Annotated in this window: 15 protein-coding genes; 3 read left to right on the top strand and 12 right to left on the bottom strand. The window is 71.0% G+C overall.

Translation table 11 applies throughout. From position 1 onward, the window contains the following. Positions 1-3: 3 nt before the first annotated feature. The 10 genes from AB0B96_RS31420 to AB0B96_RS31375 all read right to left on the bottom strand — a co-directional run bounded on the left by AB0B96_RS31420 (position 4) and on the right by AB0B96_RS31375 (position 9,943). Positions 4-723, bottom strand: a complete 720-nt coding sequence (locus tag AB0B96_RS31420; RefSeq protein ID WP_362904507.1) for a glucose 1-dehydrogenase — start codon at positions 721-723, stop codon at positions 4-6. 3 nt (positions 724-726) lie between these two features. Then, positions 727-1,590: a sugar phosphate isomerase/epimerase gene (locus tag AB0B96_RS31415; RefSeq protein ID WP_362904505.1), complete on the bottom strand. Its 864-nt coding sequence runs from the start codon at positions 1,588-1,590 to the stop codon at positions 727-729. A gap of 24 nt (positions 1,591-1,614) precedes the next feature. After that, entirely contained in the window at positions 1,615-2,862 is a 1,248-nt protein-coding gene (locus AB0B96_RS31410; RefSeq protein ID WP_350949650.1) for a Xaa-Pro peptidase family protein, read from the bottom strand. Beyond that, on the bottom strand, positions 2,859-3,743 hold the full coding sequence (locus AB0B96_RS31405) for an NAD(P)-dependent oxidoreductase (RefSeq protein ID WP_362904502.1): 885 nt from the start codon (positions 3,741-3,743) through the stop codon (positions 2,859-2,861). Before AB0B96_RS31405 ends, AB0B96_RS31410 begins: the two co-directional genes overlap by 4 nt. Further along, on the bottom strand, positions 3,740-4,804 hold the full coding sequence (locus AB0B96_RS31400; protein ID WP_362904500.1) for an alcohol dehydrogenase catalytic domain-containing protein: 1,065 nt from the start codon (positions 4,802-4,804) through the stop codon (positions 3,740-3,742). Before AB0B96_RS31400 ends, AB0B96_RS31405 begins: the two co-directional genes overlap by 4 nt. After that, positions 4,801-5,868: an ABC transporter permease gene (locus AB0B96_RS31395; protein ID WP_350949647.1), complete on the bottom strand. Its 1,068-nt coding sequence runs from the start codon at positions 5,866-5,868 to the stop codon at positions 4,801-4,803. Before AB0B96_RS31395 ends, AB0B96_RS31400 begins: the two co-directional genes overlap by 4 nt. Beyond that, positions 5,865-7,415 (bottom strand): sugar ABC transporter ATP-binding protein, encoded by a 1,551-nt coding sequence (locus tag AB0B96_RS31390; RefSeq protein ID WP_362904498.1) that lies wholly within the window; start codon positions 7,413-7,415, stop codon positions 5,865-5,867. The genes AB0B96_RS31395 and AB0B96_RS31390 overlap by 4 nt, the downstream gene beginning before the upstream one ends. An 84-nt stretch (positions 7,416-7,499) precedes the next feature. Next, a complete protein-coding gene (locus AB0B96_RS31385; RefSeq protein ID WP_362904496.1) occupies positions 7,500-8,561 on the bottom strand; it encodes a sugar ABC transporter substrate-binding protein in 1,062 nt (353 codons plus the stop codon). A gap of 153 nt (positions 8,562-8,714) precedes the next feature. Beyond that, on the bottom strand, positions 8,715-9,416 hold the full coding sequence (locus AB0B96_RS31380; RefSeq protein ID WP_350949644.1) for a GntR family transcriptional regulator: 702 nt from the start codon (positions 9,414-9,416) through the stop codon (positions 8,715-8,717). Beyond that, on the bottom strand, positions 9,413-9,943 hold the full coding sequence (locus AB0B96_RS31375; protein WP_350949643.1) for a VOC family protein: 531 nt from the start codon (positions 9,941-9,943) through the stop codon (positions 9,413-9,415). Before AB0B96_RS31375 ends, AB0B96_RS31380 begins: the two co-directional genes overlap by 4 nt. A gap of 321 nt (positions 9,944-10,264) precedes the next feature. Here AB0B96_RS31375 and AB0B96_RS31370 point away from each other — a divergent pair, with 321 nt between their 5' ends. Continuing rightward, complete coding sequence (locus AB0B96_RS31370) at positions 10,265-12,469, top strand: thiamine pyrophosphate-dependent enzyme (protein WP_362904493.1); 2,205 nt, start codon at positions 10,265-10,267, stop codon at positions 12,467-12,469. Positions 12,470-12,532: 63 nt separating this feature from the next. Next, complete coding sequence (locus AB0B96_RS31365; protein ID WP_362904491.1) at positions 12,533-13,792, top strand: dihydrolipoamide acetyltransferase family protein; 1,260 nt, start codon at positions 12,533-12,535, stop codon at positions 13,790-13,792. Between the two features lie 101 nt (positions 13,793-13,893). Here AB0B96_RS31365 and AB0B96_RS31360 read toward each other — a convergent pair whose 3' ends face one another. Then, positions 13,894-14,898, bottom strand: coding sequence for a DMT family transporter (locus AB0B96_RS31360; protein WP_362904489.1), 1,005 nt, complete (start codon positions 14,896-14,898; stop codon positions 13,894-13,896). 73 nt (positions 14,899-14,971) lie between these two features. Here AB0B96_RS31360 and AB0B96_RS31355 point away from each other — a divergent pair, with 73 nt between their 5' ends. Then, positions 14,972-15,922, top strand: coding sequence for a LysR substrate-binding domain-containing protein (locus AB0B96_RS31355; protein ID WP_362904487.1), 951 nt, complete (start codon positions 14,972-14,974; stop codon positions 15,920-15,922). A gap of 10 nt (positions 15,923-15,932) precedes the next feature. On the opposite strand, the gene AB0B96_RS31350 is transcribed toward AB0B96_RS31355, so the two are convergent. Then, positions 15,933-17,174: an MFS transporter gene (locus tag AB0B96_RS31350; protein WP_362904486.1), complete on the bottom strand. Its 1,242-nt coding sequence runs from the start codon at positions 17,172-17,174 to the stop codon at positions 15,933-15,935. Positions 17,175-17,223: the final 49 nt, after the last annotated feature.

Genomic DNA, 17,223 nt, shown 5'->3' with positions numbered 1-17,223 from the left:
GGCTCAGTGCACGATCAGGCCGCCGTCGACGACGAGTTGCGCCCCGGTGATGAAGGACGCCTCGTCGGAGGCGAGGAACAGGACGGCGGCGGCGACCTCGTCGGCCCGGCCTGCCCGGCCGAGCGGCGTCTGCTGTACCAGGTCGGCGGAGATCTCCGGATCCTGGGCGTCGGTCATCGGCGTGGTGATGAGCCCGGGGTGGACCGAGTTCACCCGGATGCCGTCGGCGGCGTAGGACATGGCGGCGTTCTTGGTCATCACCGTGACGGCCCCCTTGGCCGCCTGGTACGCGGCGACCCCCGCCGAGCCGATCAGCCCCCACGCCGAGGACATGTTGACGATCGCCCCGCCCCCGGCCCGCCGCATCGCCGGGATCACCGAACGCATGCCGTAGAAGACGCCGGTCTGGTTGACGGCCACGATGCGGTGCCAGTCGTCCAGAGCGATCTCGGTCAGCGAGTCGTAGGAGCCGACGAATCCGGCGCAGTTGAACAGGACGTCGACGCGTCCGTGCCGGTCGGTGATCTCGGCGACGAGGGCGGCCCACGAGTCCAGGTCGGCGACGTCCAGCCTGCGGTGGTGGGTGCGGCCCTCGTCCCTGGGCCGCGCGGCGATGTCGGCGGCGTAGACGACGGCGCCCTCGGCGGCGAACCGCTCGGCGGTGGCCGCGCCGATACCGCTGGCGGCGCCGGTGACGATGGAGATCTTGTCGGTGAGTGGCATGGCTCAGGCTCCTTCAGACGGCTCGAACTGCCGGGCCGCCGTCGTGTACGCCTCCGGCAGCGCCGACTCCAGCGGGCGCACCCGGTAGGTCTCGGAGAGGATCTCCACACCCCACGGCCCGCTCCAGCCGAGGTCGCGCAGCAGGCCGATGAACTCGGTGACCCGGAAGTCGCCCTGGCCGCAGAGCCTCCGCCTCAGCACGGTGTCGGTGTAGCCGTCGCCGATCTGCTCGGCGGCCCCGTCGTCCAGCTCGACGCCCTTGATCAGGTCGATCGGCAGGCGGGCCAGCTCCTCGAAGGTGGCGGCCCCGCGCTCGACGTGCCACAGGTCGAGCATGAGACCTCCGGCCGGGTGTCCGGCGGTGGTCACCAGCTCGACCGCCCTGGCCAGGGTGTCGATGTTGGAGAACGGCATGAACTCCAGCGCCACGGCGGTCCCGGCCTGGGCGAACGCCTCGCTCACCCGATGGAACCCGGCGGCGGAACGTTCCAGGTCGTACGGGCCGCCGGTGATGTCCGGGCCGATCTTGACGTGGTGCGGGCCGAGGGCCTCGCTCGCCTTCACCAGCAGGTCCAGGACGCGGTCGGACTCGGCCCTCTCCTCCTCGTCCAGCCACCAGTCGGTCAGGAACTCCAGCTCCAGGTGGCGGATGCCGTTGTCGTCGAGGATCCGCCGCAGCGTCGGCAGGTCGGAGGTGCGGAGGAACTCCTCCAGGTCGACGTGCATCAGCCCGAAGCCGGCGAAACCCGCGCGGGCCGCCTGCTCGATCCGTACCGGCAGAGGGATGGGGCTGGCGTCTCGGCCGGGCAGCGGGACGGCGTCTCCCGCGGTGGTCCAGCAGGTGGCCAGCAGGTCGGGGTGGGGCATGGGGTTTGACTCCTAACCGGTCCGTCAGTACGGGTTGGCGACGAAGAGGTCCTGCGCGGGGAAGAGGGTGATGACCTTCGCGCCCTCGCGGGTCACCACGACCTCCTCCTCGATGCGGGCGGCGGACCTGCCGTCGCTCGCCGGGCAGTAGGTCTCCAGCGCGAAGACCATGCCCTCCTCGATCTGGACCGGGTGCTCGATCGAGTTGAGGCGTGAGATGATCGGCCGCTCGTGCAGGCCGAGCCCGAGGCCGTGCCCGAACTGGAGGCCGAAGGCGTCCATCTCGGAGGCGAAGCCGAAGTCCTGCGCCCTCGGCCAGGCGCGGGCGATCTCGTCGGTCCAGGTGCCGGGTTTGACCAGCTCGATCGCGGCGTCGATCCACTCCCTGGCCTTGGTGTAGGCGTCCCGCTGGGCCGGGGTCGAGGAGCCGACGTTGAGCGTGCGGTAGTAGCAGGTCCGGTAGCCGTTGTAGGACTGGATGATGTCGAAGAAGCAGGTGTCGCCCGGCCGGATGATGCGGTCGGTGAAGTTGTGCGGGTGCGGGTTGCAGCGCTCGCCGGAGACCGCGTTGATCGCCTCGACGTCGTCGGAGCCCATCTCGTACAGGTAGGCGTTGGCCATCGCCACCAGGTCGTTCTCCCGGATGCCCGGCTTGAGCGCTTCGGCGATGCGCTGGTAGGCGCCGTCCACCATGGCCGCGGACTGGTTCAGCAGCAGGATCTCGTCGATGTTCTTGATCTGCCTGGCCTCCAGCATCACCTGCTGGCAGTCGGCCATGGTCAGGCCAGCCTGCTGCATGGCGAACAGCAGCGGCGGCTCGGCGATGTCCACGCCGACCGGCGCGTCCTGCTGACCCGCCTCCACCAGCAGGTCCTTGATCTCCTGAACGGCGCGGGTGAACAGGCCGACCTCGGGGGCGACCGCGCCGCGCAGGCCGACCATGCCGGCCCGGCAGTTGTCCGGCAGCAGCCACGGCGCGTACAGCTTGTGGTGCTTGGCGGCCGAGCCGAAGTCCCACAGGATGGGTTCGCGGCCCCGGATCAGCAGGGCGTACCTGGTCATCTTGTCCCGCGACCATTCGCCGATCACCGAACCGGTCAGGTAGCGGATGTTGTTGACGTCGAAGACGAGCATCGCGCCGAGGTCGGAGGCCTCCAGCGCGGCGCGGGCGCGGGCCAGCCGGTAGTCGCGGAGCCGGGTGAAGTCCACCCGGGTCTCGAAGTCCACGCCCATGTGGCCGGGCGCGCCGATGGCGTTCGGGTCCAAGGTCATGCGGTTACTCCTTTTCCGGCCGCTTTCTCCTGCACGGCCAGCAGCGACAGGAAGTCCTCCTCGCCGTGCCCCTGCGCGAGGGCGGCGACCAGCAGCGTGCGCACCATGGCGACGAGCGGCAACGGCACCTGCCCGGCGGTCGCCTCGGCCAGGCCGAGGTCGACGTCCTTGAGCAGCAGCCGGGAGGTGAAGGTGGGGGTGAGGTCCATCGTGCGGACGGCCTCGGTCTTGTAGCGGGTGAACGCCGAGCCGACCACGCTCTCGTTGAGGAACTCCATCAGCGTGCCCCGGTCGACGCCGAGTCGCTCGCAGAGCACGACGACCTCGGCCAGACCCTGGGTGGTGATGGCGAGCAGCAGGTTGTGGCAGATCTTCAGCAGCCGGGACTCGTCGCCCGCGCCCGCGTAGGTGGCGGCCCGCCCGATCGCTTCCAGCACCCCCCGAGCCCGGTCGTAGGCCTCCGGCGAGCCCGAGCAGACGAACGACGCGGTGCCCGCCTCGAGGGCCGACGGGTTGCCGCTGACCGGCGCGGACAGGAACGGCACCCCCGCCTCGGCCGCCGCCTCCCGCACCCGGCGGGAGGATTCCACCGACACGGTGGAGGTGTCCACCAGCACCGACGGGCGGTGCTCGGCGGCCAGCAGCGCGAGCGCCACGTCCTCCAGGTCCGCGGAGGCGGCCAGGCTGGTGACGGTCACCTGGGCGGTCGCCGTCTCCCCCGGCTCCGCGGCGAGCCGCGCCCCCGCCTCGCGCAGCGGCTCGGCCTTGGCCGGCGTGCGGTTCCAGACGGTCACCGGGTGACCGGCGAGCAGCAGCCGGCGGACCATCGCCGATCCCATCCGTCCCGCGCCGATCCAGCCGACGGTGGTCTTCTCACTCATCCGGGTTCCTCCCCCTGGAGTTCCGACAGATCGATGACGAGCTTGGGCCGGGCCCGGCCGGCCTCCCGCATCCGGTCGAACGCCTCGCGCGCCCCGGCCACCGGGAACACCCGCTCGATGAGCGCGGTGGGGGAAACCGCGCCGTCGGCGATCAGGTGCAGTGCCCGGGGCATCAGGTCGACGCCGCCGAGCACACCGGACAGGCGCAGGCCCTTGGTGACGAAGGCCGCCAGGTCCACCCCGTCCACCGGACGGCCCGGGATGCCGACCTGGAGCACGCGCCCGGCGATGCCGGCGACCCTGGTCAGCACCGGGCCGATCGCGGCGGACCCGGTGGCCTCGATCACCACCTGGTAGGCGTCGCTCGGCGCGTCCTGCGGCGTCCAGGCAGCCCGGGCGCCGAGCTGAAGCGCCATCTTCAGCCCTTCGGGGTCGATGCCGATGACGTCCACCGGGCTGCGCATGGCGGCGGCGACCTGCACCGCGAGCAGGCCGAGGGTGCCGGTGCCCAGCACGGCGACGGGCTCGCCCGGCTGGGCGGCGGCCTCCTCGAAGGCGCTGAGCACGGTCACCAGTGGCTCGGCCAGCAGCGCGTGCGCGCTCTCCACCCCGGCGGGCACCACGTGCACGTTGGCGGCCGGGATCCGCAGGTAGCGGGCCGCCGCGCCGGGCACCGCCCCGCGCACACCCAGCTCGTACCGGTCCGGGCAGAGGTTGTAGTGGCCGCCGCGGCAGGTCAGGCACTGACCACAGGACAGGAACGGCTCACCCACCACCCGCTCGCCGACCAGGTCGGCGGGGACCGAGGGCCCGACCGCGACGACCTCGCCGGCCCACTCGTGGCCGAACCTGATCGGGAAGTGGGTCAGCCCGCTCGACACGTACGCGCTGCTGCCGTCGAGCAGGTGCACGTCGGTCCCGCAGATCCCGAGGTAGGCCACCCGTACCAGGACCTCGCCCGCGGCCGGCTCCGGCACGGGCACCCGTTCCACGGAGAGGACCCCCGGGGCGGTGAAGACCAGGGCGGGCATGGTGCCCGCGGGCCACTGTCCGGCGCTCATGCCGGTGTCCTTCGGCCCGAGAAGCGCTGGGTGGAGACCCAGCCGACCAGCAGCGCGGCCAGGATGATCGCCCCGTACGCGGCGTTGATCCAGAACGACGGCACGTTGGAGAGCGTGAGGATGTTCTGGATGACGCCGAGCAGGATCACGCCCAGAGCGGCGCCGATCAGGTTGCCCCGGCCGCCGTTGAGGCTGATCCCGCCGATGACGGCGGCGGCGAACACGGTGAAGATGAGGCCGTTGCCCTGGTTGGCGGTCACCGAGGCGATCCTGCCGGTCAGCATCAGCCCGGCCAGGGCGGCCAGCAGGCTGCCCGCCACGATCACGCCGATGGTGAGCCGGGTGGTCTTGATCCCGGCGGCCCTCGCCGCCTCCAGGTTGCCGCCCATCGCGTAGATGCTCCGGCCGGTCGGGGTGAGCTTCATGAACACGTACGCGCCGGCGAAGGCGAGCACGAAGATCCACGCCTGCACGGGCAGGCCCAGGATGACGCCGTCGCCCAGGTAGGTCATGGCATCGGGCAGCATCGCGTAGGTCTGTCCTCCGGACAGGCCGATGGTCAGTCCCTGCAGCAGGATCAGCATGGCCAGGGTGACGATGAACGCGTTGAGCCTCAGCTTGGCGATCATCAGCCCGTTGGCCAGGCCGATCAGCAACACGGCCGGGATCATGATCAGCAGGCCCGCCCAGAACGGCAGCCCGAACCCGCTGTCGGCCACGCCGGAGACCAGCACGGCCAGCAGCATCGGCGCGAAACCCACGGTGGCCTCAAGGGACAGGTCGAAGTAGCCGCCGATCAGGATGAGGCTCTCCGCGATCACCAGCACGCCGAGCACGGCCGAGGTGGTGATGATGTTGTCGATGATGTTGGTGGTGGTGAGGAAGGCGGGGCTCACCACGGCGCCCACGATCACCGCCAGGATGATGATGGGCAGCAGGGTGAGCACGACGGGGTCGACGGACCTGCGCGCCCGCCGGGTGGCCGGCGGCGAAGGTGACGACGGCGACGACGGCGCGGCGGCCACCGACTCCGGCGCCGGTTTCTTCGGGGATAGTGCACTCACTGTGAATCTTCCTCTCCAGACGGCCGCCGGTCCGGCTCGGCGGTGCCGTCACCCTGCACGGCCGCGGCGATCATGCCTTCGGTGAAGGGGTGCCGCAGTTCCGTCGACACCTCCCCGTGGACCATGACGACGATGCGGTCGCAGATCTCCAGGTCCGCGTCGTCGGAGCTCACGATCAGCACGGCCCGTCCGTCCGCGCGGAGCTCCTCGATGGTGTCGTAGATCGACTTTTTGGCGGACACGTCCACCCCGGCGGTGGGGTTGACCAGGACCAGCACCTTGGGGTCGGCGGCCACCGAGCGGGCCAGCACGACCTTCTGCTGGTTGCCGCCGCTGAGTTCCTCGGTCGGCTGGGTGGCGCCGTAGGCCTTGATGTGCCACTCCCCGGCCAGCCGCGAGTAGAACTCGTCCCGCTTCCTGCCGTTGATCAGCCGGAACCTGTTGACGAATCGCGGCATGATGTTCAGGGTCGCGTTCTCGGCCACGCTCAGTCCGGGCACGTAGCCGCTGATGTGCCGGTCCTCCGGGGTGAAGCCGATGCCGGCCTGGATGCAGCCGCTGATGTCGCCGAGCGGCAGCGGCCTGCCGTCCAGGGTGACGGCGCCCGACTCGGCCGGGCGCTGGCCGGTGAGCACCTCGGCCAGTTGCATGTGCCCGGCGCCGTCCAGGCCGGTCAGGCCGACGCACTCGCCCGGCCGCAGGGCCAGATCCACGTCGCTCACCTTGGGTGCGGTGACGCCGGAGGCGACCAGGACGGGCGGCAGGGTCGGTTCGGCCCTGGCCGCGTGCGGGCCGTCGCCCGCACCGGCCGCCGCCTCGCCGACCATCGCGTCCACCAGGTCGGGCACGGTCATCCGGGAGAGCCGCTCGGTCAGCACCGTCCAGCCGTCGCGCAGCACGGTGACCGAGTCGCACACCTCGAAGACCTCGTGCAGGTGGTGGGAGACGTAGATGATCGTCACGCCCCGGGCGCGGGCCTTCTCGATGTGGTGGAACAGGCGCTGCGAGGCGCCTCGGTCCAGACCGGCGGTGGGTTCGTCCAAGAGCAGCACCCGCGGCCCCTGGGAGAGCACCCGGCAGATCTCGACGACCTTCCGTTCCAGCGGCTCCAGCTGTTCGACCGGGGTGTCGGCCAGGTGCGCGTACTCCCATTCGGCGAGCAGCTCGGTGGCCTGCCGCTGCACCTCGGACCAGCGGATGAACCCTGCCCGAGAGCGGGGGAACCTGGCCAGGGCGATGTTCTCCGCGGCGGTGGCGGCGGGGATCAGCGTGCTGCGCTGGTAGACGCATCCGACGCCGGCGGTTCCCGTGGCGTCGCCGTCGGCGAGCACCCGGACCGAGCCGCTGTCGGGCTGGGTGAGGCCGGTGAGGATCGACATCAGGGTGGACTTGCCCGCCCCGTTCTTGCCGATCAGCGCCCGTGACTCGCCCCGGTTGACGGTGAGGGACACCGCCGACAGCGCCTTGGTCGGCCCGAACGCCTTGGACACCTGGTCCATCACGATGGCCTGCTCCGCGCCGGCCTGTTCTGAAGGGGCCTGTGGCATTGCTCCGCGCCCTCCTTCCTTGGGTTCTGGATCGTCTCCGGTGGCGGGCCCGCGGGCGCGCCACCGGAGATCACCGGGAGGGGGTCAGCCGTTGCCCCACAGGCTGGGGTCGTCCACGTTCTCCTTGGTCACCGTGGGTGAGGGAAGCAGGTCCTGGAGGGACTCCCCGACCTCGACGATGGTGCTGTCGTGGTCGGTGGGGCCCGGCTGGTAGGTCTTGCCCGCGATCGCATCCTGGATGTACTGGATGCCGTACTTGGCGTACAGGTCCAGCGGCTGTGACACGACGGCGTCGAGGGTGCCTTCCCGCACCGCCTCCAGCGCCGCCTTGGAGCCGTCGATGCCGACGGTGACGATGTGGTCGGGGTCGCCGACCTTGGTGAGCTTGCCCTGCTTGCGCAGCGCCTGCTGGACTCCGGCCAGGCAGACCGACTCGCTGCCCATGAACAGACCGGTCAGCTTCTCGGTGCTGAGCACCGTCTGCGCCTGGGTGGCGCACTCGTCCGGCTTCCAGTTCATCGGCTTGGAGATGACCTTGACGTTGGGGAACTTCTCGGCCATGCAGGTGGTGAAGCCCTTGCTGCGGTCCTGGCCGTTCTGGGTGGCCAGGTCGCCCTGGAGGTCGAGGACGGTACCCTCGCCGTTGATCTGCTTGCCCATGTACTCGCAGGCGGCCGTGCCCATGAAGACGTTGTCCGCGCGGACCACCATGTAGATCTTGCCCGAGTCGGCGCCCAGGTCGACGGTGACCACGGGGACGTTCTTGTCGTTGGCCCGGCCGATGGCGGGGGCGACCGCCTTGCTGTCCACCGGGACCACGATGAGGCCCTTGACGCCCCGGCCGAGCAGGGTGGTGATGTCGGCGTTCTGCTTGGCCGCGTCGCCGTCGGCGTTGACCGCGGGCAGCAGGTTGACGCCGGCCGCGGTGGCCTGCTCGCCGAGCTGCTTGACCAGCTGGACCTGGAAGGCGTCGGTGAGGAAGGACTCGGAGAAGCCGATCTCGCCGCTGTCGGCGGCGGCCGGTTCGCCGGTGGCCGCGCCGTCGCCGGTGGCCGTGGTGTCGCCGGAGGAGCATGCGGTGAGGGTGAGGGCTGCCGCGGCGAACAGGGTCAGTACACGCCTGCCCGTTGTGATGTGGTATGACATGAGACCTGCTTTGCTTGGGTGGTGATGTCGTTCTTCGTGTACTGACCGTTCGTTGCGGGACGGCCATGTGGAGGGCGCGTCCGGGAGTTCTGGTCCCGGAGTCACCTTTCGCCGCAGCGTGCCGGACGCGGGTGGAGCCGCGTCCGGTGTGGCTCAGCGGCCCGTGGAGTTGCGTTCGATGACCGGTAGGAGTGCGATCCGGGTCCTGCGGATGTGCCCTGCCAGCAGACGCTCCGCGTCCGTGGTGTCGGCGCGCCGGATCGCGTCGATGAGCAGTCGGTGTTCGGCGTTGATCACCCATTCCCGTTCGTGGCCCGCGCGTTCGACGTACGCGCGCCGGTACGGCTGGGTTATGTTCCACAGCCTTTCGATCATGTCCCGGAGCTCCTTGTAGGGGTTGCCCGAGTAGGACAGCAGGTGCAGTTCACGGTCGAGGTGGAGAAACCTGTCCAGGCTGGTGTTGGCCTCGATCTCGTCCTGGATCCGCTCCAGGCGCCGGATCGTCTCGGCCGGCAGGTGCGGGATGCTCTCGGTGAGCGCGAGCGGTTCCAGCCGTTCGCGGATCTTGTAGGTGACGTCGCACTCCGCCGCGTTCATCTCCGAGACCCAGGCGCCGCTGTTGGCCTTGAGGGTGACCAGGCCCTGGGAGTGCAGGATGCGCAGCGCCTCTCTCACCGGCAGGCGGCTGGCGCCGAAGTCTTTCGCGACCTCCTCCTGACGGATCCTGGCGCCCGGCTTGAGCGCCCCGGACAGGATCTGCTCGCGCAGGTGCTCGGCGATCTGGTGGCTCATCACGCTGGTGGCGGCGCCCGTTTTGTCGTCCGCGGATTCCAGGCCCGAGGTGAGGCCGGTCATCCGCCCACCGCCTGGCTCTGTTCCTCCCGCAGGTACCACGCCCGGCCGCGCGGGTAGGAGACCAGTTCGAACTGGGCACCCCAGGGGGCGAGGAAGTAGATCCAGCGCTGCCCGGCGTGCGGGCCGTCGCTGGCGGTGGGGCCGCCGAGCACGGTCACACCGCGGGAGCGCAGGTAGTCCGCCGCGGCGTCGATGTCCTCCACGTACAGGGCGAGGTGGTGACCGCCGACATCGCTGTTACGCGGCGGGGTCTGCGCCTGGTCGGGGGCCTCGTACTCGAAGACCTCGAAGACCGGCTGGTTGCCGCAGCGGAAGAACCGCAGCTTGTCCACCCGGGCCCGGGGATGCACGTTGAGATGGGTGGTCATCCAGTCCCCGTCGTCGGACTTGGCGCCGAGCGGGTAGAGGTACTCGCACCCGAGCACGTCCACCAGGAACTCGGTGGCCTGGTCGATGTCGGGAACGGTCAGACCGACATGGTCCAGGCCGACGAGCCCCGGCAACCCAGGGGCACCCCCTTCAGCCATGTATCCCACCTCCGAATCCGTTGACGATCTGTTTCTTGGAAGTTTCCACTGCCGCACCTTCACCGAGTATGGATCCAATAAGGCCTGGTGGATCGGTAGCTTGGTCGCCCAAAGTATGGAAAGTCAATGTTGAGAGCACATTCTTCCGTTACGAAGACATAACGGTAGTGTGAGATCGGATCCAATCTGTGCGATGGTCGGTAACAACCGCGGATCGCGGAGGGGGTGCGGCCGACCGGTCCCGGTCGCCCGGCAGAGCGCCGGCGCCCCCGCGCCGGAACCTGCCCGGCCTCTGGCTTGTCCACCTGGAAGAGAACACACATGACCAAACACCAGGACCTCGCCGCGCCCACCCCCTGGCTGGAGTTGACCACCACGGAGGCGGACTGGGACGCGGCCGACCCCGACCTGCTGCGCGCGATGTTCGGGCAACTCGTGCTGATCCGCGCCTTCGAGGAGTACGTCCTCGAACTCGCCGGGTCCGGACTGGTCCACGGGCCCGCCCACTCCAGCGTCGGTCAGGAGGCCGGGGCGGTCGGGTCGATCCTCTCCCTCACCTCGGCCGACACCATCACCGGATCCCACCGGGGCCACCACCAGTTCCTGTCCAAGGCGCTGGGACATGTGCTGCCCGGCGGCTGGGACCCGCGCGGCGACCTGCCCGCCCCGGTCACCGACCTGCTCACCCGGACGCTGGCCGAGATCTGCGGGCTGGCCCGCGGTTTTTGCCGGGGCCGGGGTGGATCCATGCACCTGCAGTGGCCGGAAGCCGGAGCGATGGGCACCAACGCCATCGTCGGCGGCGGCGTCCCGCAGGCGGCCGGCTTCGCGTGGGCACACCGGCGGGCGGGCACCGACGCGGTCTCGGTCGCCTACTTCGGTGACGGCGCCGCCAACATCGGCTCGGTGCTGGAGAGCTTCAACCTCGCCGCCGCCTGGTCCCTGCCGATCTGCTTCTTCATCGAGAACAACCAGTACGCGGTCTCCACCCATGTCCGCGAGGTCACCGCGGAACCTCGGCTCTCGGTGCGCGGTCTCGGCTTCGCCATCCCCAGCTGGCGGGTGGACGGCATGGATCCACTCGCCGTCCACCTGGCGATGGGCGAGGCGCTGGCCCACATGCGGGCGGGCAACGGGCCGGTCATCATCGAGGCCGACCTGTACCGGTACTACCACCAGAACGGCCCCTTCCCCGGCAGCGCGTTCGGCTACCGCTCCAAGGAGGAGGAGCGGCAGTGGCGGCAGCGCGACCCCATCACGCTGATGACCGGCCACCTGCTCCGGCGCGGCGCGCTCACCGAGCAGGAGGCGAGCAGGGCCGTCGACCAGGCCGCCGCCATGATGCGGGTGATCGGCGACCGGCTGCTCGAGCCTCTCCCCGGCGGCAAGCCCGGCCAGCGCCGTATCCGCCCGTCGGAGTGGCCCGAGCCCGGTTTTCGTGACGTCGGCGTACGCGGCGACCTGTCGGAGTTCGGCTCCGAGGTGCGCTACGAGGAGGAGGCCACATTCTCTGGCCGGCTCGACGAGCGCGAGTTCGTCGACGTGGTCGCCGAGGTGATGGCCCGCCGGATGGAGACCGACCCCGCCGTCGTCGTCATGGGCGAGGACGTGCACCGCCTCAAGGGCGGTACCAACGGGGCCACCAAGGGACTGGCCGACGCCTTCCCCGACCGGGTTCTCGGCACCCCGATCAGCGAGAACGCGTTCGCCGGACTGGCCGGCGGACTGGCCATGGACGGCCGCTACCGCCCGGTCGTGGAGTTCATGTACGCCGACTTCCTCTGGGTGGCGGCCGACCAGCTGTTCAACCAGATCGGCAAGGCCAGGCACATGTTCGGCGGCGACCACCCGGTACCGCTGGTGCTGCGCAGCAAGGTGGGCACCGGCACCGGCTACGGCTCGCAGCACTCGATGGACCCGGCCGGAATCTTCGCCACCGCGCCGGGGTGGCGGATCGTCGCGCCCAGCACCCCCTTCGACTACGTGGGCCTGATGAACACCGCGCTCCGCTGCGACGACCCCGTGGTGGTCATCGAGCACGTCGACCTGTACACCAGCACCGGCACCGGGCCGATGGACGACCTCGACTACCACATCCCGGTCGGCCGCGCCGCGGTGCGCCGGGCGGGCCGGGACGTGACCGTGCTCTCCTACCTGTCGATGGTCGCCCACTGCCTGGAGGCGGCCGAGCAGGTCGGTGAGATCGACCCCGAGATCATCGACCTGCGCTGGCTGGACCGGGCCAGCATCGACTGGGACACCATCGGCGCCAGCGTGATGAAGACCGGCACCGTGCTCATCGTCGAGCAGGGGGCGGTCGGCACCTCCTACGGGGGCTGGCTCGCCGACGAGATCCAGCGCCGCTACTTCGACTGGCTCGACCACCCGGTACAGCGGGTGACCGGCGGCGAGGCGTCGCCGAGCATCAGCAAGGTCCTCGAACGGGCGGCCATCGCCCGCACCGAGGAGGTCGCCGCCGCCTTCCGCCGCATGACCACCGACGGCACGCTCGCGCCCCGGCACTGAGCCCACCTTCCGATCTCCCGCACCACGAACCAGGGACCAGGACCAATGGCCACTCTTCTTCGCATGCCAGAACCGGCGGCCGGTGCAACCAGCGCCGTCGTGTCGGAATGGCCGATCGCCGAGAACTCCCCCTACTCCGTCAGCACCGCCATCGTCGTCATCGAGACGGCGAAAGCGTCCATCGAGATCGAGGCGGAGAGCGACGGCGTCCTGCTCAAGCGACTCGTCCCCGCCGGGACCGAGGTCGACGTCGGCACGCCCATCGCCCTGCTCGGCGCGCCCGGGGAACCGCCGGAGAACATCGAGGACCTCCTCGCCGGACTCGGCGTCACCAAACCCACCGCAGAGCCCACCACAGAGTCCGACACGAAATCCGCCGCAGAACCGGACGCCTCCCCGGCGCAGCCCACCGCCGTGAACGGGCATCCCGTACCCGAGGAACCGGGCACGCCGCAGCGGGTCTACGCCAGCCCGCTCGCCCGACGGCTGGCCCGCCAGGGCGGTCTGGCGATCGACCGGATTCCCGGAACCGGACCGGCCGGCCGGATCCTGCGGCGAGACGTCGAGGAGGCACTGGCCCGCGCGAGCGAGCCCACCCCCACCCCCACCCCCGCCCCCGCGCCTGTCGCGGCTCCGGCGGCCGGGGACCACGAGGACATCCCGCACAGCAGGATCCGCCGCGCCATCGCCACCCGCCTGGTGGAGAGCAAGCAGACCACGCCGCACTTCTACGTCAGGGGAACCGCCCGCGCCGAAGGGCTGCTGGCCGTCCGGGCGCAGCTCAACCAGCCGGGATCACCCAAGATCTCGGTCAACGACCTGGTGGTCAAGGCGGTCGCCCGTGCCCACAGGCTCGTCCCCGAGATGAACGTGATCTGGACCCCGGAGGCCGTCCGCCGCTTCACCCAGGTGGACGTGGCGGTCGCCGTGGCCACCGACACCGGCCTGGTGACCCCGGTGCTCCGCGCGGTCGACACCATGCCGATCAGCGTGGTCGCGGAGACCACCCGCCGCCACGCCGACAGCGCCCGTACCGGCCGCCTGCGCCAGGGTGACCTGGAAGGCGGCACCGTCGCCGTCACCAACCTGGGCATGTACGGCACCGAGGAGTTCACCGCGATCATCAACCCGCCGCACTCCTCGATCCTGTCGGTCGGTGCCGTCCGCACCGAGCCCGTCGTGGAGAACGACGTGGTCGTCCCCGGAGCCACGATCCGTTTCGTGCTCTCGATCGACCATCGCCCGATCGACGGCACGGTCGCGGCCCGTTGGATGGGCGAATTCCTGTCCCTGATCGAGAATCCGGTCCGCATCCTCGCCTGAAGGGGCCGGGATGCGAGTGGCGATTTTTCGCGCCGCCCCGTCCCGGCCCAGCCGCCACCTGCCGACGAGGATTCAGCGCCGTGAACCCATGAGGTCACGCTTCACGGCGCCAGGCCGACCGGCTCGGTGCGGTCCTCTCGTGCGGAATCCAAGCCCTGGCGGTTTTCCGGCTCGGGCCGGTCGGGCGCCGGGCGCGGGCCCCGGTCCTGGCGTCGGAGTTGCAGGACGACGACGCAGGACAGCACAAGCGCGCCACCCGCGAGCTGCACCGGGGTCAGGGACTCGCCGAGGACGAGCGCGGCCAGTGCGGCGGTGACCACGGGCTCGAAGGTGGACAGGATGGCGGCGGCCGACGGGCCGATGCGCTTGAGCCCGGCGAAGAAGGTCAGCATCGCCACGACGGTGGAGACCACGGCGATGGCGGCGAGCCAGAACCATCCCGACACCCCGAAGCCGAGGTCGACGCCGCCGGTGAGCAGGGTACGGGCGGCGAGGGTGCCGGCCGCGCCGGTCATCACCAGCGCGGACAGCACCACGGGCGCCAGCCGGTGCACAACGGTGTCGGCGACGAGGATGTAGACGGTGTACGTGACCGCGGAGGCGAAGGCGAGCAGCGCCCCGAGCGGGTGGAAGCTCATGCCGCCGGCGCCGAGCAGGACCAGCAGTGTTCCGCCCGAGGCGGCCGCCAGCGCGGCTGCGCGCGCGAGGGTGAGCCGGTCACGGCCGAGCAGCACCGCCGTCACGGTGACCATGACCGGGTAGGTGTAGAGGATCAGGGCCAGCAGCGAGGCGTCCATCAGCCGCAGCGCGGAGAAGAACAGGCTCGCCTGCGTGGCGTACCCGATGGCGCCCAGGCCGACGGCGATGGCGAGCACTCGGCCGCGCGTCATCGCCGGCCGGCCGGTCGCCCCCTGCTGGGGAGGACCGGAGGCGGCGCGGCGCAGTCCCGGTCGCACCAGCACGACGATCCCGAGCAGGACGGCGGCGAGGGTGAAGCGCACCAGCAGCAGCGCCTCGGGCGAGACGCCGGCGTCGTAGGCGAGTTTGCCGAAAATCGCCATCGCGCCGAAGCAGGCCGCGGACAGAAGACATAGTGCTGCACCCATGCGTACCAGGATCGAGGTCCCGACTCATTGGGTCCAGCGATGATTTCTGGAGGTGAATCGTTAGGATTCTCGCATGATCGAGCTGGATCTTCGGCGGTTGCGCTTCCTGCGGGAGTTCGAGGAGCGCGGCACCCTGGCCGCGGTCGCGGCGGCTCTGGGCTACAGCCCGTCCACGGTCTCCCAGCAGCTCGCCCTGCTGGAGAAGGAGGTCGGTGCCCGGCTGCTCGACAAAGCCGGTCGGGGTGTGCGGCTCACCGACGCCGGACAGCTGCTCGTTCAGCACGCACGGGTGCTGTTGTCGGCCGCCGAGGCGGCGGAAGCGGACCTGGCCGGCCTCGGCGGCGACATCCGGGGCACCGTCCGCGCCGGCGGCCTGCAGTCGGCCGCCCGCCGTCTCCTCATCCCGGCACTGGCCCGTATGAAGGCCGACCACCCGCGAGTCCGTGTGGAGATCTTCGAGCTGGAACTCGAACAGTCCCTGCCGGGCCTGCGCCTCGGCACGGTCGACCTCGTCATCGGCGACGAGTACGACAGCCACCCCCGCCCGCGCCCGGCCGGCCTGCGCTTCACGCCCCTGCTCGAAGAGCCGCTGAAAATCGTGCTCCCGGCCGCGCACCCACTCGCCAGGACCGGCGGACCCGTCCCGGTCACCGGCCTGCGATCCGACATCTGGACCGCCTCCGCCGAAGGCACCGGCCACCACGCCATGGTCATCGGGACCTGCCGCACCCTTGGTGGCTACGAACCGGACCTGCGCCACCGCTCCAACGACGCCGACGTCCAACTCGAACTCGTCCGCGCCGCGGCGGCCGTCGCCCTGCTGCCGGCCCTGACCCTGCCCGGCGACGACCCCGCGCTCGCGTTCAGGGACATCGCAGAAACCACCCTCAAACGCCGCCTGGTCGCCGCCACCCGAGACACGCCCCCCGCTCCCGCACTCAGCGCCCTCCTGACAGCCGTGACGGACCAGGTGCACAGGCTCGACCTGTGGCAGCCTTCCAGACCACCCGCCCGGCGTTCCTGACGATCGACCTTCAGCCCGCGACGCCTTTCTCCCCTGCTCCGGCCACCCACCGTTGACGCCCCGCGGCGCGGCCGCCGGCCAGCAGCAGTGCGGCGACGGCGGCGACGAGCCCGACGGCGATGACCGGCGCGAGCGCCGCGAAGCCGAAGGCGGCCGCGACCTCGCCGAACATCGGCGGGCCGAGCAGCGAGCCGAGGCTGCCCGCCTGGGCGACCAGGCCGCTGCCGACGTCGGCGTGGTCGAGCCGCTCCAGGATCAGTGGCAGGGCGGCGAAGACGAGGGCGGCGAGGAACCCGTTGGCGAGCGAGAGCGTCCCGGCGCCCGCGAGCACGCCGGCGAGCGGGCCGCCGCCGTAGACGAGCCAGGCGGCGGGCACGGCGAGCAGGCCGAACAGCGCGAGGACGCCGACCCGGGTGCCGCGACGCAGCAGCATGCCGACGAGCAGCCCGCCGACCGCGCTGAGCAGCGAGATCACCGAGGTGCTCGCGCCGGCGGCGGCGGCCGAGTTGTCGTGCTGCTCGATGAGGAGCGTGGGAAGCAGCACGATCACCGGTATGGTCACCAGCGCGGTCAGGCAGAACGAGAAGGCCAGCACGCCCGGCCATCGCAGCGCACGCAACCGGGGGACGGGCCCGGCGGCGGCTCGCGGACCCGCCCCGGTGCGGGGCAGCCGCAGTTGCAGGACCACCGCCATGAGAAGGGTGAGAGCGGCGAGCAGGCCGATCCAGCCGCGCCAGCCGAAGGCGTCGCCGGCCGCGCCGCCGACGAGCGTGCTGGCGAACAGGCCCACGGACACGAACGTGGCCCAGACCGACAGGGCGGCGCTGCGGTCGCGTTCGTCGGCCAGGCGCAGGACGAGCACCGGCCCGGCGATGGTGACCATCAGGTAGCCGAAGCCCTCGGCGACGCGGGCGACGAGCAGCCAGGCGAAGTCGCCGGCCAGGACGCTCGCCGCGCCCGCCACGGCGATCAGGGCAAGGCCGTACACCAGCGCCCCCCGCGCGCCGACGCGGCGCATCAGGTAGCCGCCGGGCAGGCCGAAGGCTGCGCCGACGCCGACGACCGCCGAGATGACCCAGCCCAGCTGGGACAACGACAGCGACAGCTGGCCGGTCACCGCCGGCCCGACGGGGGCGAACTTGCCCAGGCTCATCGCGGCGACGACGCCGCCGAGGTAGACGACGCCGATGGTCGCCCACGTCGAGCGCCGCCCGGGCTGCACGGGCGCGTCCGGGGCCGGCTCAGACTTCACACTCTCTCCTTCACACGACGTCGCGGCGGCTCAATGCTCGTCGTGCCCT

The organism is Streptosporangium sp. NPDC049046 (assembly GCF_040649155.1).
Taxonomy (GTDB): domain Bacteria; phylum Actinomycetota; class Actinomycetes; order Streptosporangiales; family Streptosporangiaceae; genus Streptosporangium.
Note: the sequence above shows the minus strand (reverse complement) of the source record. Positions and strands in the feature narration are given on the sequence as shown.